This window comes from Butyrivibrio sp. AD3002 (genome assembly GCF_000420905.1).
Taxonomy (GTDB): domain Bacteria; phylum Bacillota; class Clostridia; order Lachnospirales; family Lachnospiraceae; genus Butyrivibrio.
This window is the reverse complement of record NZ_ATVV01000022.1, coordinates 18,029-38,899: the sequence shown is the minus strand read 5'-3', so window position 1 is coordinate 38,899 and position 20,871 is coordinate 18,029. Positions and strand designations below refer to the sequence as shown.

General features: G+C 41.6%; 25 protein-coding genes. 1 reads left to right on the top strand and 24 read right to left on the bottom strand.

Features of this window, described 5'->3' with window-relative positions; genetic code table 11:
* Positions 1–53: 53 nt before the first annotated feature.
* The 11 genes from G596_RS0114570 to G596_RS0114515 all read right to left on the bottom strand — a co-directional run bounded on the left by G596_RS0114570 (position 54) and on the right by G596_RS0114515 (position 5,790).
* The gene (locus G596_RS0114570; RefSeq protein ID WP_022762563.1) at positions 54–1,331 is read right to left on the bottom strand and encodes an MFS transporter; all 1,278 of its coding nucleotides are present in this window, start codon (positions 1,329–1,331) and stop codon (positions 54–56) included.
* A 228-nt stretch (positions 1,332–1,559) separates the two neighbouring features.
* Entirely contained in the window at positions 1,560–1,997 is a 438-nt protein-coding gene (locus G596_RS0114565) for a helix-turn-helix domain-containing protein (protein ID WP_022762562.1), read from the bottom strand.
* A gap of 84 nt (positions 1,998–2,081) precedes the next feature.
* Positions 2,082–2,498 carry a YjdF family protein gene (locus tag G596_RS0114560; RefSeq protein WP_022762561.1) on the bottom strand — a complete coding sequence of 139 codons (417 nt, stop codon included), beginning with the start codon at positions 2,496–2,498 and terminating at the stop codon, positions 2,082–2,084.
* 214 nt (positions 2,499–2,712) lie between these two features.
* Complete coding sequence (locus tag G596_RS22360) at positions 2,713–2,988, bottom strand: hypothetical protein (RefSeq protein WP_022762559.1); 276 nt, start codon at positions 2,986–2,988, stop codon at positions 2,713–2,715.
* A gap of 14 nt (positions 2,989–3,002) precedes the next feature.
* The gene (locus G596_RS0114545) at positions 3,003–3,410 is read right to left on the bottom strand and encodes an iron chaperone (protein ID WP_022762558.1); all 408 of its coding nucleotides are present in this window, start codon (positions 3,408–3,410) and stop codon (positions 3,003–3,005) included.
* A 45-nt stretch (positions 3,411–3,455) separates the two neighbouring features.
* Positions 3,456–3,662 carry a hypothetical protein gene (locus G596_RS0114540; RefSeq protein ID WP_022762557.1) on the bottom strand — a complete coding sequence of 69 codons (207 nt, stop codon included), beginning with the start codon at positions 3,660–3,662 and terminating at the stop codon, positions 3,456–3,458.
* 13 nt (positions 3,663–3,675) lie between these two features.
* Entirely contained in the window at positions 3,676–3,966 is a 291-nt protein-coding gene (locus tag G596_RS22355) for a flavodoxin (protein ID WP_081646760.1), read from the bottom strand.
* A complete protein-coding gene (locus G596_RS23975; RefSeq protein ID WP_139176441.1) occupies positions 3,906–4,151 on the bottom strand; it encodes a hypothetical protein in 246 nt (81 codons plus the stop codon). The genes G596_RS22355 and G596_RS23975 overlap by 61 nt, the downstream gene beginning before the upstream one ends.
* A 4-nt stretch (positions 4,152–4,155) precedes the next feature.
* Positions 4,156–4,998 (bottom strand): aldo/keto reductase, encoded by an 843-nt coding sequence (locus G596_RS0114525; RefSeq protein ID WP_026671364.1) that lies wholly within the window; start codon positions 4,996–4,998, stop codon positions 4,156–4,158.
* An 18-nt stretch (positions 4,999–5,016) separates the two neighbouring features.
* Positions 5,017–5,226, bottom strand: coding sequence for a hypothetical protein (locus tag G596_RS22350; protein ID WP_022762553.1), 210 nt, complete (start codon positions 5,224–5,226; stop codon positions 5,017–5,019).
* Between the two features lie 42 nt (positions 5,227–5,268).
* Positions 5,269–5,790, bottom strand: a complete 522-nt coding sequence (locus tag G596_RS0114515) for a flavodoxin (protein WP_022762552.1) — start codon at positions 5,788–5,790, stop codon at positions 5,269–5,271.
* A 146-nt stretch (positions 5,791–5,936) separates the two neighbouring features.
* Between G596_RS0114515 and G596_RS0114510 the strand changes: the two genes are divergently transcribed.
* A complete protein-coding gene (locus tag G596_RS0114510) occupies positions 5,937–6,824 on the top strand; it encodes a LysR family transcriptional regulator (protein ID WP_022762551.1) in 888 nt (295 codons plus the stop codon).
* A gap of 23 nt (positions 6,825–6,847) precedes the next feature.
* On the opposite strand, the gene G596_RS0114505 is transcribed toward G596_RS0114510, so the two are convergent.
* From G596_RS0114505 to G596_RS0114445, 13 genes are all read right to left on the bottom strand, one after another.
* Positions 6,848–7,324 carry a pyridoxamine 5'-phosphate oxidase family protein gene (locus G596_RS0114505; protein WP_022762550.1) on the bottom strand — a complete coding sequence of 159 codons (477 nt, stop codon included), beginning with the start codon at positions 7,322–7,324 and terminating at the stop codon, positions 6,848–6,850.
* An 8-nt stretch (positions 7,325–7,332) separates the two neighbouring features.
* Positions 7,333–7,653: a DMT family transporter gene (locus G596_RS0114500; RefSeq protein WP_022762549.1), complete on the bottom strand. Its 321-nt coding sequence runs from the start codon at positions 7,651–7,653 to the stop codon at positions 7,333–7,335.
* A 234-nt stretch (positions 7,654–7,887) separates the two neighbouring features.
* The gene (locus G596_RS0114495; RefSeq protein ID WP_022762548.1) at positions 7,888–9,225 is read right to left on the bottom strand and encodes a serine hydrolase domain-containing protein; all 1,338 of its coding nucleotides are present in this window, start codon (positions 9,223–9,225) and stop codon (positions 7,888–7,890) included.
* Positions 9,226–9,238: 13 nt separating this feature from the next.
* Entirely contained in the window at positions 9,239–10,387 is a 1,149-nt protein-coding gene (locus tag G596_RS0114490; RefSeq protein ID WP_196805234.1) for a hypothetical protein, read from the bottom strand.
* Between the two features lie 73 nt (positions 10,388–10,460).
* Complete coding sequence (locus tag G596_RS0114485) at positions 10,461–10,937, bottom strand: GNAT family N-acetyltransferase (protein ID WP_022762546.1); 477 nt, start codon at positions 10,935–10,937, stop codon at positions 10,461–10,463.
* A gap of 29 nt (positions 10,938–10,966) precedes the next feature.
* Positions 10,967–12,376, bottom strand: a complete 1,410-nt coding sequence (locus G596_RS22345; RefSeq protein WP_022762545.1) for an MATE family efflux transporter — start codon at positions 12,374–12,376, stop codon at positions 10,967–10,969.
* Between the two features lie 221 nt (positions 12,377–12,597).
* Positions 12,598–15,177 (bottom strand): ABC transporter permease, encoded by a 2,580-nt coding sequence (locus G596_RS0114475; RefSeq protein WP_022762544.1) that lies wholly within the window; start codon positions 15,175–15,177, stop codon positions 12,598–12,600.
* Positions 15,174–15,869: an ABC transporter ATP-binding protein gene (locus G596_RS0114470; RefSeq protein ID WP_026671363.1), complete on the bottom strand. Its 696-nt coding sequence runs from the start codon at positions 15,867–15,869 to the stop codon at positions 15,174–15,176. Before G596_RS0114470 ends, G596_RS0114475 begins: the two co-directional genes overlap by 4 nt.
* A 113-nt stretch (positions 15,870–15,982) precedes the next feature.
* Positions 15,983–17,014, bottom strand: coding sequence for a sensor histidine kinase (locus tag G596_RS0114465; protein ID WP_022762542.1), 1,032 nt, complete (start codon positions 17,012–17,014; stop codon positions 15,983–15,985).
* A gap of 66 nt (positions 17,015–17,080) precedes the next feature.
* Entirely contained in the window at positions 17,081–17,791 is a 711-nt protein-coding gene (locus tag G596_RS0114460) for a response regulator transcription factor (protein ID WP_022762541.1), read from the bottom strand.
* Between the two features lie 189 nt (positions 17,792–17,980).
* Positions 17,981–18,700, bottom strand: a complete 720-nt coding sequence (locus G596_RS0114455) for a CPBP family intramembrane glutamic endopeptidase (RefSeq protein WP_022762540.1) — start codon at positions 18,698–18,700, stop codon at positions 17,981–17,983.
* Between the two features lie 295 nt (positions 18,701–18,995).
* A complete protein-coding gene (locus G596_RS22340) occupies positions 18,996–19,439 on the bottom strand; it encodes a MarR family winged helix-turn-helix transcriptional regulator (RefSeq protein ID WP_022762539.1) in 444 nt (147 codons plus the stop codon).
* Positions 19,426–20,769, bottom strand: coding sequence for an MATE family efflux transporter (locus G596_RS0114445; RefSeq protein WP_022762538.1), 1,344 nt, complete (start codon positions 20,767–20,769; stop codon positions 19,426–19,428). Before G596_RS0114445 ends, G596_RS22340 begins: the two co-directional genes overlap by 14 nt.
* Positions 20,770–20,871 lie beyond the last annotated feature (102 nt).

Sequence of the window (20,871 nt, the reverse complement as noted above, 5' to 3'; positions counted from 1 at the left end):
GGTATCGGTTACAACATATTAGTTGCCTTTTATCATTTTTCGAATAAGCATCTTTATTCGATATACTTATATCTTTTCATGAACTGACCTGAAATCAGGCAAAGTGATGCTCCAAATACTCCAAGTATAAACATCATAAGTGCTGCTCCCGAGCCTTTTCCTGCTCCGAAAAGAGTTGTCAGGAAAGGGTTGCTGCCGTTAAATGCCATAAACGGTTCGCAGATACTGTCCACGAAGAATCCTCCAAGGAATAATCCAATGGGAATAGTAAAAAACTGAAGCGTATTTCTGCACGCATACACTCTTCCCTGAAGTTCCACAGGAATGTTGTTACGCATGATGACATTCTGATTTGCCGCCATAAGAGGAACGAACACCCAGCCGATAAATTGAGCGACACACCAAATAATCGGATTTCTTGTAAACGCCAAAACGAAGTTTTCTATTCCAAGAGAAAAGAGCATTGTAAGATAGATAACTCTTACTCTGTCCTTAGGTTTTGGAAGTACTGTAGGCAAAAAGCTTCCTATAACCATTGCTATTCCGGAGCATGCCGTCACAATTCCAAGGGCATTATTCCCGGCCCGTGGAATCACAAGTGCAGGCAGTACCGCATCAAAGGCTGATGCTGTAAGATTCACTCCCGACATAAAAAGGATTACACAGAGTATAAGCGGATTATGCTTCAGGAAGGATAATCCCTCTTTTGCGAGTGCAAGTACGTTGCCATCATTCTTACCGTTTCCTGAAATCTCAGGCAGTTTAATGAAGAATAAAAGTGCTGCAAACGCAATCGCAAATGTCAAAAGGTCAACAGCTATAACCAGGTCAAGGCCTGCGAGTCCATAAAGAGCTGCAGCAATCAACGGATTCCCGATAGAGATAAGAGATCTGGATAACTGCTGTAGTCCACTGGTTTTCTGATACTCGTCCTTAGGTATAATCAGTGTATATGCCACTTCCGAGGCAGGCTGCTGAACTGTATTCATAAGTCCTGACACCATGTTTATGGCATACAGATGCCACATAGTCAGAAGATCTGTCTTATAGAGCACGAATACCAGTACCGTAGTCATGGCTGCCATCAAATCGCATACAAGCATCGTCTTCTTTTTATCGAACTTATCTGTGAGCGCCCCTGCAAAAATGCTCATGATAACGTAAGGCGCATAGGTACAGATGGTAAGCGTTGCCGTACTCAAAGCAGACCCTGTTTTTTCATAGAGCCATAAGGTCAGCGCAAAACTTGTTATAGCGCTTCCAAGCTGTGACAGACTCTGTGTGCTCCAAAGTATATAAAAATCACGTAATTTATTTATTCTGTTTTTCATTGTATTTAGCTCCTTTTTCTTAATCTTACTTTAGTGAAAAAGGAGCACCTGCACCGCAGATGACCATAGCATGCCTCCTTTAGATTAAATATATTTTCTATAAAGCTTTTATGAAAACATTCTGAAAACCCACATAATCATTATATTAAGGTGCACAATACTGTTATAAAAATTTCATTTGATAATGTCAAATGATATCAAAAATGAGGGTGAGGTGGTTTTTTGCTATCAGTTCTCTGCACTGGCATCAAACATCTCCAGAGTCTTCTTCATGTTTTCTTCGAACTGCTCTGCGGGAACAATCGCCATTCCCACCTCATCGGTGAGAACGATAAGTCTCTGTCCGCCGCTAAGTCCAAACATATCCCTTACGCCTTTTGGAATAACTATCTGACCTCTGTCACTAATAGTCACAGTTCCCCATATATTCTTACCCTTGGGCGGCGGAGGAATCATTCCGATTCCGTCTTCGCTACTGGTTTTTAAAAGATTATCAACTGTTGTCTCATAGACCTCCGCAAGGAGAGCACATTTCTCCACATCAGGAATAGTAAGTCCCTTTTCCCACTTGGCATAGGCCTGCCTGGAAATCCCGATTTTTTCTGCAATCTCCTCCTGCGAATAGCCATGAATTCTTCTAAGCATAATGAGATTATCTTTTAGCATAATTTCCACCTCTTAAATATCTACACGTTCAAAATCCCTACAAGCCTTATGATACGCCAGAATAGTGATTATCACAAATAAATGTCAATGCCCTTTATGCTTCTCTATCTTTTTTAGCTGCTTTAATTCAAATTGCCTTTGTTTTTCCTCTTCTATTTGCTGCCTGCTTTTGATTTTTCGCGCAATCTTCATTTCCTCCCGCTGTAGTTGCAACGCTTGCTGTGATTTAGTACCAATTCCTGTGCATCTCATTTGCTTCGCAGCATCTCTCTGCCTGCGCTTTGGATTATCTTTTATCTCTTTAATTGTTGCATCTACTGCAGGGCTGAACTCAAGATCATAGTAGTGTCGTAGCACAAACTCCCATATATCATAATCCTTTGGTTCAGCACCAAATGTAACTTTACAAACAGATAGTTTTCCCTCATAAAAGCGTTCAAAAACCCCAACCCAGAAAGGATCATCGAAGTATACTGTGAGATTCACACTGGTTCTACTCATCCTCTGTGACAGAGCTCCTTACTTTCATTTTTCATAGCTATATTTCTCATCCTCTCTACAAAGTCGAAGTACATTTCTCTTACCGGTCTATCTGAATATATCCTATCATTTCCATAAAAAAGCAGGCCCAAATACACTTATTTGAGCCTGTTCTGCACTTATATTTTTATATTCAGATAGAACGCGCTAACACATTATCTCTACAAACTGGAATCTAAAGCTCACATACCATGATGAATTCCTCATCATTTTCATTCATGATCCTCGTCCAGACAGCCCCAACTATTTTTCCGTCGTGGATCGCGACGAGGCAGTTGTCTCCAGACTTTGTACCGAAACCATCAGTGTATACGCGCAGCTCCGGTTTCTCTACAATATCTCTCGAAGGCGGCTCCACACCTTCCGGAATGAATATGGCTTCATATAAAAAGTCTTTGAGAAGGCCGAGTTCGTTTTCCCGAATACAACGGAACTCTATTGCGTTCTTCATACCATCTTTACACCTTATTTGGAATAGTTCTCAAAGCACCATTTTGCGATCCTTATGATCAGTGCTTCCGGTAAAGGCTGATCATAGGGGATCCGTATCGTGCCCTTGCTTACGTCATAATCGGAGAGTTCCTCCGTAAATACAGCTGTAGCCTCATCACCGGGATAAATGCCCAGATGTTTCTTTGATGCTGCGAAATGAATGATATTACGACCTTTCCAATAAGTGGGCATCGACCAGGAGATCCGTTCCTCCGCGTCCGGCAGTGCATCACGAAGGATCTCCCGGATCTCCATTAATCTGGGCTTATATTTCTCATCCTGGGCAGCAATGTATTCATCAATATTCTGCGGTTTCACACAGTAATGGTCCTGGTTTTGTCTGCTGAACTCTCTGCCGCATTTCGGACATTTCCATGCCATGGCTTCACCTCTTCAAATCTCGATTCTTAATTTCACTGCCTTTAATTATACAGAATCCTTAGTCTTCACGAAATACCCTGGATCCGTCCAGCCATCTATGTCCCTCCTCTCCGTTCCACTTCGGTCGGCGCAAAGCCGATGTCCACTGGACATCGTGCGCCCTGATTTTGGGTCTATCAGAGAATATGCCATAAGCAGGGGCATCATGACCGTCATAGAGATATCAATTATGATCCTGATCTTCTTTTTCAAACAGCTCACTCCTCTAATATCCCAGTCCTGCTATCCATTCGCTGACTTTTTTCCTTACACTCTCCTGATCATTCTGACAGTCGTTTCCTCTTATGGCAAGTCCGTCTGAAACCGTTGCATCCGGACATGCTGATGAGAGCTTCTTATCAAAGCCTGACAGCCCCGATCCTTCATGCGTTGAGAACGGGACTAGTGTTTTGCCTGCAAGACCGTCCGCGTTATTTTCAAAGAAAGTGTACATGATCATCGGCCAGTCGCCCCACCAGACAGGCGCACCAATAAATATGGTGAAATACTGTGACAGATAAGGTACCTCCCCTGCATATGCAGGTCTGGCATTATCGTTCTGTTCCTGCTTTGCTCGTTTGCAACTGAATTATCCTGTTTTGCACCATCTTCTACACGGTTATCTGCGCTTCCACATGCGCTAAGACTTATTACCATAAGCGCTGTAAGAAACAGACTTAAGATTCTCACTTTTTTCTTCATATCATTATGCCTTTTCAAAATCAGGTTTCCATCCTGCAAACTGGACCAGCTGCTCATCTGTCCTGTGATAATATCTCTCATTCTTATCAAGTTTAGCGATTTTTCTCATCTCTTCGTCTGTCAGCTTAAAATCGAGAATGTTGAGATTATCCTTAATATGATCCACATTCTTGCTTCCGGGGATCACCACAAATCCCATCTGTGTATGCCAGCGGAGAATGATCTGCGCAGGAGTTTTTCCGTACTTCTTTCCAAGTTCGGCAAAAACCGGCTCATTTATCAGGCTCTTATCGCCGTGTCCTAACGGATACCAGCTCATAAGCTTGATCCCATACTTATCAAGAGTCTTTCGCAGTTCCTTCTGGGTAAAATAAGGATGCGCCTCCACCTGGATAAACTGCGGTGCGATTTCCCACTTCGTCTCAAGTTCTTCGATATACTTTCCTTCAAAGTTAGAGATACCGATGCTCTTTGCCTTGCCTTCCTTATAAGCCTTCTCAAGCAGTCTGTATCCTGCGAGCCAGTTGCCGGCCGGCTGATGGATATAAAGAAGATCTACGTAGTCTACCCCAAGACGTTCCAGAGTCTCATCCACAGCATTTGGATTTTCATATTCACTGGGCCAGAGTTTGGTGGAAAGAAAGATCTCATCTCTCTTTACTCCGCTATCCTTCATGCCTCTTCCAACGGCCCGCTCGTTTACATATGCATTGGCAGTATCAATTAGGCGATATCCCATCTTAAGTGCTTCTCTTACACTGTTCTCTGCATCGACAGGCGAAAGCATAAAGGTTCCGATCCCGACTGCGGGACATTCCAGTTTATTATTAAGTGTTACATATTCCATTGCATAATCCTCCATTCATTAATATGTTGACGCCTTTGAACTCGTCAATTTCCATGTTCCATTTTCTTTTCTTAAGGTAAAATCTCCCTGCAGTCTCCAGCTTCCCTTTCCTCCACCATAAACCTCTGCGATCACTGTGCTGCATCCGATCATCCTTGCTGTATCTCCATCTATCATGTATTTCCAATAGAGCCTGTATAATTCTCTGATCTGTTCTTCCTCATTCATCGGCTCATTCCCTCTGCTCAGATGGATCCTGCATCCTTCTTCTTAAACCAGTCCGTTTGCTGCAAACCATTTTTTTACGGCATCTTTGGAATCTGCGGCTTTTGAACCCGTGATTGCAAGACCACTCTTTACTGTTGCCCCTTTAGCACATTTCTTTATATCACTCTCACTGGAACCCATACCGCTTCCCTCATTTGTGCAAAGCGGAAGGATGATCTTTCCTGTAAAGTCATATCTCTCAAGGAAAGTTGCGACTGCCATCGGGAAGGTCCCCCAGTAGTTCGGGTAGCCAAGTACTATGGTGTCATACTCATCAATACTATCAAGATAATTTGTAAGCTCAGGTCGTGCATTGTTCTGCTTGTCTTTCTTTGCTTCATCGATGCAGGACATGTATACCGGTGAATATGGATCCTTCATCTCGATCTTGAATGTATCCGCGTCGATCAGCTCTTTCATAAGACCTGCAACGATCTCTGTATTTCCGACCTTTACGTATCTCATTGCTCCGCCGAAATAGTTTTCATCCGCTCTTGAAAAGAATGTAATCAATGTTTTTGCCATCTTAATCTCCTCCGTTTATCTACAGGTGTTTACATTTATTTTTGTTTCTATGACTTGATTATCACGCAAAACACTTGAATAATCCAATTCAAACATCCTATAATTGATTTAATTTTTAAATAGCTGACTTTCAAGGAGATTTATCGATGACAACCAAACAGATAGATTACTGCATAGAACTGGCTCATACCCTTAACTTCAGCCGAGCGGCTGAGAACACATTTGTAAGTCAGCCAACCTTTTCTTATCAGCTAAAGCTTTTGGAGGATGAGGTAGGCTTTAAGATATTTGAAAGAAACGGCAAAGGAGCCACACTCACTCCGGCCGGGGCGCAGTTCGTAACCTATCTTTCCGGTATGCGTGAGGATATGAAACGCGCCATCGAACAGGGACAGAATTTCAGTGCCAGATACAGGGACAACATAACTGTTTCCATGATAGTCAGACAAGCCATATACTTTCTGCCCGAAGCTATCCGCATATTTGAAAAGGAGCAACCCGGTGTCCAGGTTACTCCTCTGTTTCAGTACGATAACGGTGTGGAAAGCTTTTTAAAGGATGAGTCCGACATCCTCTTTGCACTTATAGAACAGACTAAACATATCCCGGGAATCAACATCCACAAACTCTTTGATTCTGGTATCTACCTTATTACCGATAAAAACGATCCTCTGGCTAAAAAGAACATCATCACGGATGAAGACATCTACGGACGCACCCTCATGGTAGGCGGCGGCTCTCCGAACGCTTTACGATCCGTCCAGCAAAAACTAATCTCCTCCGGGAAGATCGAGTATTTTAACAGTCCCGATCACGACTCTACTCTTGTAAATGTCGCATCCGGCAAAGGTATCTGCCTTGCTCCCGGATTCTTAAACGACCATAGCGGACAATTTGCGTGGATCCCTTATGACTGCAGAGAATGTTTTCACTGCGTCCTATGCACCCACAAGACGGATAGTCGTGAGAGCCTTGCCTCATTTATCAAGACGCTTCAAAAGCTGTACAAAGATGCAGTGGCTTTTCCGCTTTAACTTTCGATATAACGCGCTTCCACTTATGACTCATTAACCAACTTTCCAGTCATATGTTCAGGTACAAACTCCAGGCATTGAACACGCGGTAATGCGTTCTTTAGCTCTTTTTCCAGATATTCTTCATCATCGGTAAATTTTCTGACCAAAGCTGTGCATATTTCTCGAGCCTTTTCTTCATCTTCTACAAGGACAATCCTGCCAAAAGTAATAACGCTCTTTATATTAAGAGCCCAGTCACCTTCCTTACGAAATCCTTCATCATAAACACAGTAACTGGCCTTACCACAAACTTTTATGGAGTCAATCTTATGGCCCTCTTTGGCGCCGTGAAAATAGATTTTTCCATCATCTTCGCAGTACCAGTGATCTATAGGAAGTCCGTATGGGTACCCATCATCACCTATCAATGAAAGTACGCCCCTCTTAGTATTCTTCAGTATTTCTATACACTCTGAATCAGAAATCTGTTGATTAAATCTTCTCATTTTTCTAAACATGGTAAACCTCACTCTTTCGCTAAAATCTTAAGTCCAGCAATTCCAACTACAATCAGAATAACACATATTGTCTGTGGAACTGTAAGTTTTTCATGGAAAAGAAATATTCCCAGCAAGGTAGTTCCAACAATTCCCATTCCGGTCCACATAGCATAAGCTGTTCCAAGCGGCAGTTGTTTCAGCGCTATCGAAAGAAAAACTGCACTGGCTATATATCCTACGCCGGTAATGATCGAAGGTATCAGCAATGAGAAACCGTTCGACATCTTCATGGTTACAGCCCACGTAATCTCAAGAGCACCTGCAATAAACAAATAAATCCACTTCATAGAAACCTCCATATAATAAAATACGCCATTTCCTTACCTGCTAAGACCTAACGGTAAAGAAATGACGTCAATCCCACTACTCGGTAGCAATGGGCGTCTGTTTATTTTGTTTCATCAACTATACTTGGTAACAAGCTATTTTGTCAATAATACTGTAATTGATGCTGTTTTATTTCCATAGCTTTTACCTATTACCTTGAATGCTTTTTTCATGTATATCTCCCTTGAATGTTATCATTTTTGTTTCCAACGCCCACAACCAATGAGCCAGGCTGCAAATGCCAATATGCTAATGATCATCAATCCAAAACTATAGGGCATCCAAACAAACATGAACCTGTAGCTAATATGCGAGATTATAGGAATCAAAATCAGCAAGGTCAAAATAAATAATCCACCGCATATGCATAATTTCTTTCTTTCATATTGCAGCAATAACGCGATGTACAGAATCAAAAGTATTCCCATTACAAATAAGAAGTCTTGAAGCTCGTGACCTGACACACAAAGTCCAATCTTTGCATTCATTCCCATGTGCATCCCAAAAATGCCGTCAGCTATTCTTGTGGCGATATCACCGGCAGAAGCAGATAAGACAAAAACCCCAAGATCACGCTCTCTTGAAATAATGACCTGCGTACTGTAATTAGGATTGTTTCCCCCATGGTGTACAGTCTCCGGATATAGATTCCAACCTGCATAGTAATTGTTCGTGTCTGTTATCGGAAAAGAGCCAAAATCAATATTTCCCCTGACATATCTCATCCATTTGACCAGATCAGTAGTATCCGACACAAGGTAACCCGCTGCAGTATTTCCATAATAAGTTGGAGCATCATATTTCCATGTTCTAAAAAAGCCTGCCTTACGCCCAGCAAAAATACGCTGTCTGTCAGAATCGGTAATCCTGAAAAATGACTCATTCATTCCTACATCTTTAAGAACAGTCTCGGTAATATAATCCTCATATTTTTGCCCAGTAACCTTCTCGATAATAAGTGCAAGCACATCATAATTGATTGTTGCGTATTCATGAACTTCGCCGGGTGCGTGAGCAAGTTTAACATCAGCGATTTTTCTAACTGTCTCCTCTATGGTTATCTCACCTTCGCTGCCCTCCGGGATAAGTGATATTGTCCACACCGGAATCCCGCTTGAATGATCCATAAGATGTCTGACTGTGACTACAGCATCGGAGCCTTTATACTGTGGTCTGAACCAGTCTATATAGTCTGTGACAGGCGAATCCGGATCAATCAAACCTTCTTCCTCAAGATTAAGAATTCCAAGCCCTGTGAATGCTTTTGTTGTAGACCCCAATTCAAAAAGCGTATGCTCATCCACAGTTTTCCCATCAATGTCACAATGTTCCAGAAATACATCTTCATCGCCGTCAATTATTCCTACAGCGACAGCCCTGTTATGTGTCATACTGCAAATTCTGTTTATATATTCCTGTTCATTTTGCCGGGTATATTCTTTTGAATCGTAATGTAAAATTAAAAAGATAGCCGTCGTAGCTATCATAATTATCAGAAGTATTCTTCTGAGTATTATTTTGATTCTTTTCATATATTCTCTCAATTTAATGTATCGAACAGATCCTCATCTTCTTGTTTATCGTTAGAACGCCCCACGCCTTTCTATTTGCCGGAGATGCCGGCGGAATGAATACGCCCTCTCTTATTACGCTGCTCTCTACCCTGCCAAGGTTCGTGATGCAATGGCCGTCACGCTTTTCATAGCCGAACATCTTGCTGCCGACAAATCTGCTGGCTTTGCTATCAAAGCTTCCAAGAGTCGATATAGCTATGGCATCGAGAAGCTCAGGATCCATATTGAAATAGCACGAGAGAACGAGCATCTCTCTATCGGGCTTACTGATGATGTTCCTGACTTCATGATCTACGGCTTTGGCGAGTTCCATGATCTCAGAACTTCTCTTCTTAACCACCACTCCAAATGCAGTAGCATAATTTCCAAGAGCACCTTCTTTATAGTTTTTAATCTTATTCCTTATGTCGGAAGCTATGACCACCTTATCTGTACCCTCATCGATCATCATCTTGGCGATAAGATAGTCGTTGAGCGATACGCCATTTCCCCTGCATAAATCAAGGAGCGTATCAAGCTCTTCTCCGTCTACATTCTTTATCTCGCGCTTTATATCCTGCTTTGAATCATATTCACGCTCAAACTTAAGGTACTCGTCGTAGCTAACCTTATGAGCTTCTTTACGCCACTTTTTATTGGAATTCTCTATCAGCATCTTGCTGATAAGCCCAAGGTCACTGCCGCTTGGAAGATCATCAAGACTTTCCATAAGCTTCTCGAAGGCGTATTGCGGCCGAGCACCGTTCGAATAATAATCCGCAAACTCCTGCACCAACTGGAGAAGTCCTCTTCCATCGCAAAGAAGATGATGAGTTATAAAAAGAACCCTCGCTCCGCTCTCAGAAGGATAAGCAAAGACCTTGAGCAGTGCCTCCTTTTGAACATTCCACCCGGCTGTAGATACCGCATCATAATCGGTCTGCCAGTTCTCGCCTGCCTCTTTTATGGTTACCGGAATCTCAAGTTCCGGATGCTCCTCATAATATATCCCGGAACTTCCCTGCTCCTCTGCTATCAGACTTGTCATAAGCGGATGAGCTGATTTAAGAACACCTATACCCTCGATGATCCTGTTCGCATCAAACCCCGCCCCAATCTCTGCCATGATGCCAAAATGCATATTCGGACACATATAGTGCGCCCTTTCCGTATATAAGTATTTCCTATCTGCCATGAGTCTGTCTTTCCTCTTATTAAAAATTCATTTCCAGTTCCAGGCAATCCCAGGTTTCGCCGTTTATCTCATAGGTATCGGTATCCGGAAGATCTTTAAATCCAACTGCTTTGTAACAATAATATGCCGGCTCGTTGTTCTTAAATACACCCAAAGACACCTTTTTTGCACCATATATTTCTTTTGCAAAAACAAGCCCCAGCTGAAGCATCCTTTTGCCATAGCCTTTGCCTCTGATTTCAGGATTTACAATTACAAAACCAAACCTTAATTCATCATGAGACTTACTCGGCCTTCTCATTGTGAAAAAACCGACTATCTCATCATCGTCTACTGCCGTAAATGCCATCAGATTGCTTACTTCATTAAACTGTTTCGCTGTAAGAGGGAAGCTTCCAAGTACTCCTGCTGTCCACTTGTAAAATGCAGTTTCATCACTTGTCCAACTTAAAATTGTTTCCGCATCATTTTTATTATATGGTCTTAGTCTTAGCATGCATTTTTCCTCCATTCCAATCCTCTCATTCACCCTGCTTTTGCCGGTTCCAGATCAGAGTGCTCCACGGTAAGATTTTTGAGCCAGCGCTCTTTTTTCAGCCAAAGATGGAATATTCCAATCTTTACAATGTCCAGGATTTTTACACAAAGATACATCTGCACGGGACCGATATTAGTGTATCTGCCGAGCAAAAGCAGCATGGGCAGCATTACCATTATCGTTATTCCGGCATCTGCATAGGCGCCCATCTTTGTATCGCCGCCTGCTCTTGCAACTGCCTGCTGAGCGTTAATGAATACCCATACAGGCATGAAGAACGACATAAGTATTACCATGTTTCTGGAAATTGTAATTGCGTTGGGACTAAGCCTTACATAAACAATCGGTACAATAAACGTAGTTGCAAAACCCACAAAAGTCATGGCAAATCCAAAAACAGCAGAACCTGACAAAAGCCATGTCTTTTCCCTGCGAGCCTTATCAAGATTACCCTCTCCCAGGGTCTTGCCGATTATGACACTTGTTGCTGAGTATATTCCGCTAAATGCAACAAAGAAAAGATTGCCTATTGCAAAGCTTGAAGCCATTCCGGAAACCACATCTGCGCCGCCCCTACCATTGTAGATAGCTGTAGTCAAGGTCTCCGAAAGAACCCAGGTCATCTCGCAGAACAGCATCAAAGCGCCCTTTTTAAATATATCTCTAAATATACTACCATCAATTCTAAAGTCTCTGCCAACATTAACAGCAAACTCCGGACTGGCCTTAAAATATATAATAGCAAAAATTATAAACTCCAGGGTCCTTGCAATTACTGTGGCAAGAGCTGCTCCTCTTACTCCAAGTGCAGGAAATCCCAAGTGGCCATAAATAAGCAGGTAGTTGAGCACTGTGTTTGTGAGCGTTGCTATAACGGTCACGACAAGTGGGGTCTTCACTTTTCCCATATCTCTAAGTGAACTTGCAATACATACTGAAAGTGTCATCGGAGCTCCGATAAGTGACATAATCCTGATGTACTTTACAGCTTCATCAAGAATGAGCTCTGCCTGCGTATTTCCAATTAACATAAGAGAAAGTATTTCTCTGGGATATACCAGGCAAACCAAAAAGTACGGAATCATTGCCGCGAAGCTGATTATCACCTTAAAAAGAAAGGCCTGTTGCATTCCGGACTTGTCCTTCGCACCAAAGAACTGAGTCAGGAAAATGCCGCCTGCCATGCTAATTGTGCTGACAAATACCATGAAAATAAAAAGCACCTGTCCTGCCACGTTAACTCCTGACATGGATATATCGCCAAGTCCCGATACCATAAAATTATCTATCAGTGAAACCATGCTCTGTATGAGCTGCTGAAGCATTATCGGCACAGCTATAGCAAGAGCACTTATATAAAATTTTAAACTTCCAAATACTTTATTCTTTTCCCTCATTTTCTTATACCTCTTTAAATGAATATCTCATACCGGAAATATACAGCCAAAATAGAAACAGCCCCATCATTACACTGATTTGGGGCTGTTCTGCACTTATTTAATTTTCAAAAACAGTTTTATTTTCTTACCTGCAACTGCGCAAATGAGACATAGTGTTTAACATCGAATTCTTCTATCAATGTCTGAAATTTGCATAGTTTTGGTTTCTCCGTTTTTATTTATACTGCATCCTCTTTAAGGGCTTCTATGATGTTGTCATCCTTGATCTTACTGATGCTGAGAGCCATACTGAGTCCCAGAATACCAAATACAGCGATCGTTGTGACAACGTACATAAGAAGATCCGGATTGAAGGTGTGCAGCCTTGTATCGAAAGTAGTGAACATAAGGTAGCTCAGCAAAAGAGATATACTAATTCCCCAAACAAGTGCCTTAATTCCGTAAAGAAGCGTTTCAAGCCTTATCATCTTCTTAAAGCCACTGTTTTCAAGGCCTACTGATTTGTACATTGCAAACTCTTTTCTCCTAAGGAGCACTCCTGTTGAGATCGTGTTCACAATATTTGCGATAGCGATCAGTGTAAGAAGAATTGTGAACCCATACATAGCGGTCTTAAGCATAAGTGTGATGGTATCCATAGCCTTTACTGCATCTGTAAGGTCTCCACAGTAATAGCTGTGATATCCATCGCTTTCCAAAAGTGCGTAAATTCTGTCATGAACCACTTCATGATCAGCTGTTTCAACCCCCAGATCCATAGTGAGCTTATCTTCCGGCAGTACTTCTTTTGCCTTCTCATAATACATGGAAACAGGTACAAATGCAGCGATGTTGCCCTTAGGTGATAGATCAAAGGTCTTGTTATTTTCATCATATCTTACAAAAGCTGCAATCTCTATTGCAGGTGGATACCCCTGCACCTTGTCGTAATGAAGAACTTGTCCTAAGATTCCATCATTAAAGACTTCACTGGATTTCTTTTCCCTGAAATAATCGTTAAGCAAAACGCCCTTCAGAGTATCACCGTAGTATTCATTTTTGTCCAGCCCATTGTCTTCAAGGATCTTGTTAAAGTCTTCATCATCAACTATGACAACATCCATTCCGCTAAAATACAGATCTGCAAATCCGGGCAAAAGAAACTTCGAATCAGCAATATCAGTATTGGCCAGTTCTATCTGTGACTCAGGAGCTTTTTTAAACCTAAACTGGATCATGCTGGCGCTGTAAACATCATCTACGTCTTCCATCTCGCTTATGGCGCTTCGGAGTCTGTCACTTTCGGAAAACGAGCAGGATGCTACAAGCTGGTATGGAATGTTAATCTCATAATCATTGGCTCTTGCTATGGAATTGCAGAAATAGTTTATTGTGAGGAACAGGATCACTGAAACTGCAATAGTAGCGGTAATGACTTTTCCCTTCACACCATTTCTTTTTATGTTCTTATAAGCAAGCTCTCCTTCATATCCGAAGATTTTACGGATAATAGGATTTACACGAAGGCTCTTTGCTTTTACTTTTACCACATTGCTCTGCCTCAGCGCATCAATAGGCATAACCTTGGCTGCTCTGATAGCCGGAACAAAAGTTGAAATAAGAATAGTAAGTGCTGCAAAAAACACGATGGCTGCGATTACAGACGGTTCACAAACAACAGGTATGCTTCCTCTGAGTCCCTCTGCCCCTACAAACATGTCAGCTTCAAGGATCTTGCTTCCAAGGACTGACAGCGTGATCTTTGTTCCCAGATAGCCAAATAGAAGTCCCAAAGGAATACCGATCATTCCGAGAACAAATCCCTCATAGTAAATCGAAAATCTCTTTTGCTTAGCTGTAGCTCCAACGCTGGCCAGCATCCCAAGGTATCTCATTCTCTCTGTGAGGGACATGCCTATGGAATTGAAGATCAGGATGACTGATGTGGCAATAACAATAGCAAGGGCAACAGCCATCATTACGAAAAATGATCTGTATGCACCGCCACTTCCCTCAAAAGCGAAACAGCTAAGGAGATACTCTGTGTTGTAATCGCACTTTGTTATTTCATAATCTGAGGCGATGCTCTTTAGCTGCTTAAGTGCAGTGTGATTGCAATTTTTCAGAGTGATAATTACCTGCGTCTTATCTTTTTCAGGGAAAAAGCCTTCATCTAAGCCGCGGAGAATGTCCCAGCTCCCGGTAGGTCTATTCCCGTGAAGAATTGCAGTCACTGTGCAGGTCTCGGTTGAAAGAGCTTTGAACTGTTCATCTGATCTGTAATTCCCACCAAGGTATATGAGCCCTTCCAGTTCATCGTATGTATATCTGTAGCCCTGTTCAAATGTAAGGGTATCACCAATCTTCAGGTTCTCCAGACCATTGTCGATCAGGAACTGCTCCTCAATTGCTATCTCTGAAGAGTTCTTTGGAAGCTGTCCGTCATAGTCAGTTACCACCCTCATAGTCATATAGTCATGATCTGCATGCATGGTATTTCCTACGCAGAAGCGCTCATCCTTACCACTTAGTAACCTTATTCCGGATACTGTTTCCTCTATATCGCAGAGTCCTACGCTGTCAATTCTGTCGTCCTCTTCAAGCTCATTGAATTGCTGCTGCGTTATCTCACTGAACTGGGCATGGGCATTTCCATCCGACTGTATGGATATAAATCCAAAAAACTTAAAGAAAGAAAATACGCCCAGTACGATAGCGCTTATAAGAGCTGTGGACGCGGCTATGCCAAGTATCGTTACTATTGATCTCTTTTTGTTTCCAATAAGATGTCTTAATGTGAGTGTTGATACAATATTCATGATGCCATCACCCCTTCCTGCTTACTGTCGCGGGTGATCTGTCCATCCTCAATTGTAATTACTCTGTCTGCAGAAAGAGCGATCCTTTCATCATGAGTAATAATGATAACCGTCTGATTGTTTTCCTTATTGAACTTACGCAGAAGAGCTATGATTTCCTTACTGTTCTCAGAATCGAGGTTACCTGTAGGCTCATCTGCAAGAAGCAGAGCCGGATGATTCATTAGTGCCCTTCCTATTGATACTCTCTGCTGCTGACCACCGGAGAGCTGATTGGGAAGATGTGATAATCTCTCTTTTAATCCAAGCTTCTCTACAAGGTCATTAAGCAGCTTCTTATCCGGCTTTTTCCCATCCAGCAAAATCGGAAGCGTCATATTTTCTTCCACATTCAGGATTGGGATAAGATTGTAAAACTGATAGATAAGTCCGATGTTCCTTCTTCTAAAAATTGCCAGCTTGGTCTCATCAAGCTTTCCAATATCTGTTCCTGCGATATTACAGGTTCCTGATGTAGGTACGTCTACTCCGCCAAGGATATGAAGCAGCGTTGATTTACCTGAACCGGAAGGTCCCACTATTGCTACAAACTCTCCCTGTTCTATATCAAAAGAGACGTTCTTAAGCGCATCAACTCTTGTCTCTCCTGTTCCATATACTTTGCAAAGGTTTCTGATTTCCAAAATGTTCATTTCTTTTGTCTCCCTTCTCATTCATTTGTTGCTCATGAGAATAGGTTATTATTTTCAACTTACAATCAAGTGACTTTTTGATTACAGTTTTGTAATATTCCGAGTCTTGTCTCTTAAATAATCGTCTTATAGAATCTCACAGAGAACCTTGTTCCCTCGCCTTCAGTACTCTCCACTATGATATCTCCGTGCTGACCGGTAATAATAGTTTTGGCTAGAGCAAGACCTATACCTACACTGTCTTTTCCTGCATTTTTTCCTTTATAGAATCTTTCAAAAATATGAGGAAGGTCCTCTTCTGCTATTCCACAGCCGGAATCTTCAATGGATATTTCCTTGTAAATATTTGTGTCATTTACATTTATTGATAGTGCACCTCCGTCATCCATATGTTCAATGCAGTTTTTCACAATGTTCTGAAGAGCTTCTACTGTCCAATTTATATCACACTTAATATCAATGTCGTTTGCAGGTGCGTTATCATATCTTGAATCAGCTGAATATTTGCATGAATAGCTAATATTCTTAAGTTCCATCTGAATCTCAAAAGGCTTTATCACTTCCTGAATCAGAGCCTCTGCTTTTACTTCTTCCGGTTTCATGGTGATCGTGCCTGCATCAATCTTGGACAACTTCAAAAGTGTTTGAATAAGCCAGTTCATTCTGTTCAGCTGATTAGACTGTGTCTGTAAAAACTGCACTCGCTTTTCCTTATCCTCCTCTGTCTTAAGAAGATCATTCATGACAATCATGGATGTCAGCGGAGTCTTAAGCTGATGACTGATATCTGCTATTGCACCCGCCAGAGCCACCTTATCTTTTGATAAAAGCTCTTTCTGATAATTCAAGGTTGAGGTGGCTTTATAGATGTTCGTCTTAAGAAGAGACAATTCACCCTCTTCCTGATCTAGTATGCCCGGAGCTTCATCTCCTGCAAGCACTTTTACAAGATATATATTAAGAGCATCTATATCGTCGTATCTGCGCTTGGTCAAAATGGCAAAAACGCATAGTAATCCAAATCCCAATAACATCAATAAAATAAATGCGGCTATGCCACAAATCACATATCCGCATACGGAAGCAGCAACTGTAAATACAGCTGCTGCAATTATCAAAATTTTAAAATCTTTGTTTTTTAACATTCCACAATCCCCAGTCCATCTATTCCAGTTACTTTTTTGTTAAATGTCTAAAATGCACTTCTTTTCCTACTTCTCCACAATATATCCAAGTCCTCTGACTGTTTTTATAACCTGAGGATTTGTCGGATCTTTTTCAATCTTATCCCTTAGTCTTTTTATATAAACAGTAAGCGTATTATCATTTACAAAATCTCCGCTCACATCCCACATATCCTCAAGGAGCTGGCTTCTGGACATTACATTTCCTCTGTTGTTGCAGAAAGCAAGAAGAAGCCTGTATTCCAAAGCTGTAAGCTCGACCGTTTCCTCTTTTCCTGAAGACTCATCAAGCACACCAACCTTTGCTTCGTTTGTATGAATGCGAACATTTTTTATCTCAAGGATTCCGTTCTCCTCAGAGCCGGAAGAAGCCGCACTTTTTCTGCTCCTTCTAAGGACAGTCCTGATTCTGGCCATAAGCTCATTAATCCTGAAGGGCTTACACACATAATCATCTGCCCCCATCTCCAGGCCCATGACAACGTTTACTTCAGCATCACTTGCTGTCAAAAATATTACCGGTGTATCTTCCTTTTCTTTGATATATTTGCAGACATCATACCCATTTCCATCCGGAAGATTGATATCCAAAATGCACATATCAAAAGTATTCGATTTCCATGTTTTAAGCGCATCTGCCTTAGTTCTCACATGGATGACTTCATAGCCCTCTTTTTCCAGGGAATACTTTAGCCCCATTCCTATGGCATCATCATCTTCCAACAAAAACAGCTTCATTCTCATATACTCCTTTGTTTACTCCCGAAGCAGTATTATTCATTCTTCAACAAACATCCCCGTCAGCTTCGGAACGTTAAACCTATTTATAAAAAGATTGCACTTACACAGAAACGTATAAAAGGCATGTCTGCCTTCCCCTGCGAAGGATTCATAATTTGCCTGTCCTACATGCACTTAGCACAGCTATCACTGAATTTCATTATTGGTCTCCACTTTAATCCTTGCAAGATATATGCAATAGACTACCGCAACAACAATGGTAGTTACAATATAAATCTGATCCACAAGTGCGTTGTCTGCTCCAAACAATGAAAAAGCATCTATCATTGAATGAGCTATTATGCACGGCCATAGACTTCGGCTCTTATAAAAAACAAACGTAAGAATAAATCCCCAGGCAACAGCAAAGATCACCTGCAGGATAGTTTCAAAGCTTGTCTGTCCTGCAAACAGGTTAATAATGTGCCCCATACCAAATGTCAGTGCAGAAACAATTATAGCAACGGATGTCCTTTCCTCTGACAGCATTGCTTTAAAAAGAAATCCTCTAAATATCATCTCTTCCACGAATCCAACTAAAATCATGGACAGTACTGCGAAAACCATCTCTATTCCGCGGTAGGAAAGTGCAAAGCCATCCCATAGATTCCCGGTTGCCAGTATCCACATAGGGATAAAGAACAGAAATCTTCCGATGTCTCTTGGCCATGAGGCTATTCCACACTCTTTTTCAAGGTGATTCATCTTTACAAAAAGAGTAATTCCCACTGCAAAGGCATTTATGCCAAGAAGCATTGTTATGCTCTGATAGCCGAAATTCCCTTTTAGATTGGTCATAACTACGCAGTACAGAACAATCCACAATACAGCAAACCATACCCTATTCTTCTCATATAATTTTCTCATTGCTACTCCTTTTCAATCAAATAGCTGTCCCGTTTTTACCTCACCGGCTAAACAGCCTTTGTTATAACTATTATTATATGCTCAGAAAAGAAAGTCATTACTAAGTTTCACTAATAATGCACTGTTTTTCACTGATTTATCATGAATAGATAAGCTCATTTACCTCAATATGAGGATTTCTTCTTCCACCGGGCAAAGTGATATTTTCATTCTGTTTTCTCCTTATATGTTTAGTTCTAAACTGTATAGTTGCTATACTCATTTGCTATAAAAAATGTGGTGACTAAAAAGCCACTCACATTTTATCCAGCGCTTCGTCAAATGCTTTTAGAAACTGCTTCATGCTCTCCAACGTTTCCTCCGGTATCTGATCAAGCATTTTCTCATACATAGTCCCCATATTTTCATGGAGCTTTCGATGCTCGCTTCTCGCTTTTTTCCCTTTCTTTGTAAGGTAAAGGCTCACAGCTGCATCCGAATCCGGAGACACTCTCTTCTCTACAAGTCCCTTATCCACAAGCTTATAAATCATCTGAGATGCAGCCCCCTTGGTGATGCCACGCATCTTAGCCAGTTGAGTGATACCTATTCCTTCGTAGTCTCCGACTATAGCTATAGTGTGGATCTCAGGCTGTGTCAGGATTATATCCTTGCAGTATACTTGCGGTTTTTTCTCAAACTGATTGTACTTATGGATGATACGTTCCATTAACCAGGCTAATTCCTTATAGTCCTTCATATAGCGGTCCCCTTATGGTGTCGTGTTTTTTATTCAATAATTGTACCATAATGGTCGCAACAATAAACGCCAAGATATGACTTAGCAGGAACGCAAACCAGATGCCATGAAGTCCAAAGACACTTCTTAAAATGACCGCCGCCGGTATTCTGATTACTACATAGTAGAGAACGAGAAGCACCATCGCCATTGAGGGATTCCCAAGTCCGGTAAGATATCCCTGTATGCAGCTTGTAAGCATATATAACACATAGCCAATGCTTATTATCTTAAAGAACACAGCTACGACTTCTGCTGTACCACGACCCTGCCCGAAAAGAGCTGTGAGCTGTCCGGAAAAGATAATTACCAAAACGCTGATTGCTGCAATAAGGCTGCCTCCAAGAACAAGCCCCGCCTTAAGATAATCTCCTGCCCTGTCATATCGCTTAGCTCCGACGCATTGTCCAACTATGGCTGTTATAGCCATGCACATTCCTGTTGTAGGCATGGACATGATAAGCTCAAGATTCCTGGCAACTCCGAATCCTGCTATTGCATCGATTCCAAAGGGTGTGATAAAAGAGATCATGATGGCTGAACTAAGTGCCGGCATGATCGACTGTATTGCTGTCGGAATTGAAAGCTTAAACATCGTCTCTGCGTCGTTAATGTTCACCTTCCTAAAGTCCATGGTAAATAACTTGTTTTTCTTGTAATAGAAAATTGCGTAAACCAGGCACAAAATCTCTGATGCAACAGTTACTACTGCAGCGCCGGCAAGTCCATACATCCTGATAAATACCGGATCCAGGATTGCATTAAAGATTGCTGTTAAGATCATCCCTTTCATCTGGAACGACGGATCACCAAAGGCTCTGAAAATTGAAGTAAACTGCATATACAGGAAAAGCGCTGTGTTACCGATAAGATACAGGCTCAGGTACAGGGCCGCATCGGCAAAGACCTGCTGAGGAGTTCCCATGATAGTAAGGATTGGTTTAACCGACAACTCACTTGCGATACATATCATAAGTGACAGTACTGTTGAAGCAGCAACTATTGTTGCAACCGCTCCCGGAAGTTTCTCTTTTTTACCTGCTCCCACAAGATTCGCAACCATTACAGATATTCCATTCCCCATCCCCATTGCTAATGAATTTAAAATGGTTACTATTGCGGTTCCTGCCGTGAGTGCCGACATTCCATGTTCTCCCAAGAGATTTCCTGCCCACAGGCTGTCGACCATACTGTAGATCATTGTAAGTGTCATCGCTGCAAACAGCGGCATAAACATTTTCATCAGTGACTTGTATGTTTTTCCATTTATAAAGTCTATTTTGCTGTTCATCGTTTTTCTCTCCTTTGCTTCGTTACGAGTAGAGCCATATTATGTATAGTTTATATACTGTATAGTAACTATACTCTATAGATGAGAAAAAACTTGGTTTAC

Excerpts from the sequence above, each read along its gene's own strand:
- G596_RS0114570 (WP_022762563.1), bottom strand. The coding sequence starts at position 1,331 with ATGAAAAACAGAATAAATAAATTACGTGATTTTTATATACTTTGGAGC.
- G596_RS0114565 (WP_022762562.1), bottom strand. The coding sequence starts at position 1,997 with ATGCTAAAAGATAATCTCATTATGCTTAGAAGAATTCATGGCTATTCG.
- G596_RS0114560 (WP_022762561.1), bottom strand. The coding sequence starts at position 2,498 with ATGAGTAGAACCAGTGTGAATCTCACAGTATACTTCGATGATCCTTTC.
- G596_RS22360 (WP_022762559.1), bottom strand. The coding sequence starts at position 2,988 with ATGAAGAACGCAATAGAGTTCCGTTGTATTCGGGAAAACGAACTCGGC.
- G596_RS0114545 (WP_022762558.1), bottom strand. The coding sequence starts at position 3,410 with ATGGCATGGAAATGTCCGAAATGCGGCAGAGAGTTCAGCAGACAAAAC.
- G596_RS23975 (WP_139176441.1), bottom strand. The coding sequence starts at position 4,151 with ATGAAGAAAAAAGTGAGAATCTTAAGTCTGTTTCTTACAGCGCTTATG.
- G596_RS0114525 (WP_026671364.1), bottom strand. The coding sequence starts at position 4,998 with ATGGAATATGTAACACTTAATAATAAACTGGAATGTCCCGCAGTCGGG.
- G596_RS22350 (WP_022762553.1), bottom strand. The coding sequence starts at position 5,226 with ATGAATGAGGAAGAACAGATCAGAGAATTATACAGGCTCTATTGGAAA.
- G596_RS0114515 (WP_022762552.1), bottom strand. The coding sequence starts at position 5,790 with ATGGCAAAAACATTGATTACATTCTTTTCAAGAGCGGATGAAAACTAT.
- G596_RS0114510 (WP_022762551.1), top strand. The coding sequence starts at position 5,937 with ATGACAACCAAACAGATAGATTACTGCATAGAACTGGCTCATACCCTT.
- G596_RS0114505 (WP_022762550.1), bottom strand. The coding sequence starts at position 7,324 with ATGTTTAGAAAAATGAGAAGATTTAATCAACAGATTTCTGATTCAGAG.
- G596_RS0114500 (WP_022762549.1), bottom strand. The coding sequence starts at position 7,653 with ATGAAGTGGATTTATTTGTTTATTGCAGGTGCTCTTGAGATTACGTGG.
- G596_RS0114495 (WP_022762548.1), bottom strand. The coding sequence starts at position 9,225 with ATGAAAAGAATCAAAATAATACTCAGAAGAATACTTCTGATAATTATG.
- G596_RS0114490 (WP_196805234.1), bottom strand. The coding sequence starts at position 10,387 with ATGCATTTTGGCATCATGGCAGAGATTGGGGCGGGGTTTGATGCGAAC.
- G596_RS0114485 (WP_022762546.1), bottom strand. The coding sequence starts at position 10,937 with ATGCTAAGACTAAGACCATATAATAAAAATGATGCGGAAACAATTTTA.
- G596_RS22345 (WP_022762545.1), bottom strand. The coding sequence starts at position 12,376 with ATGAGGGAAAAGAATAAAGTATTTGGAAGTTTAAAATTTTATATAAGT.
- G596_RS0114475 (WP_022762544.1), bottom strand. The coding sequence starts at position 15,177 with ATGAATATTGTATCAACACTCACATTAAGACATCTTATTGGAAACAAA.
- G596_RS0114470 (WP_026671363.1), bottom strand. The coding sequence starts at position 15,869 with ATGAACATTTTGGAAATCAGAAACCTTTGCAAAGTATATGGAACAGGA.
- G596_RS0114465 (WP_022762542.1), bottom strand. The coding sequence starts at position 17,014 with ATGTTAAAAAACAAAGATTTTAAAATTTTGATAATTGCAGCAGCTGTA.
- G596_RS0114460 (WP_022762541.1), bottom strand. The coding sequence starts at position 17,791 with ATGAAGCTGTTTTTGTTGGAAGATGATGATGCCATAGGAATGGGGCTA.
- G596_RS0114455 (WP_022762540.1), bottom strand. The coding sequence starts at position 18,700 with ATGAGAAAATTATATGAGAAGAATAGGGTATGGTTTGCTGTATTGTGG.
- G596_RS22340 (WP_022762539.1), bottom strand. The coding sequence starts at position 19,439 with ATGAAGGACTATAAGGAATTAGCCTGGTTAATGGAACGTATCATCCAT.
- G596_RS0114445 (WP_022762538.1), bottom strand. The coding sequence starts at position 20,769 with ATGAACAGCAAAATAGACTTTATAAATGGAAAAACATACAAGTCACTG.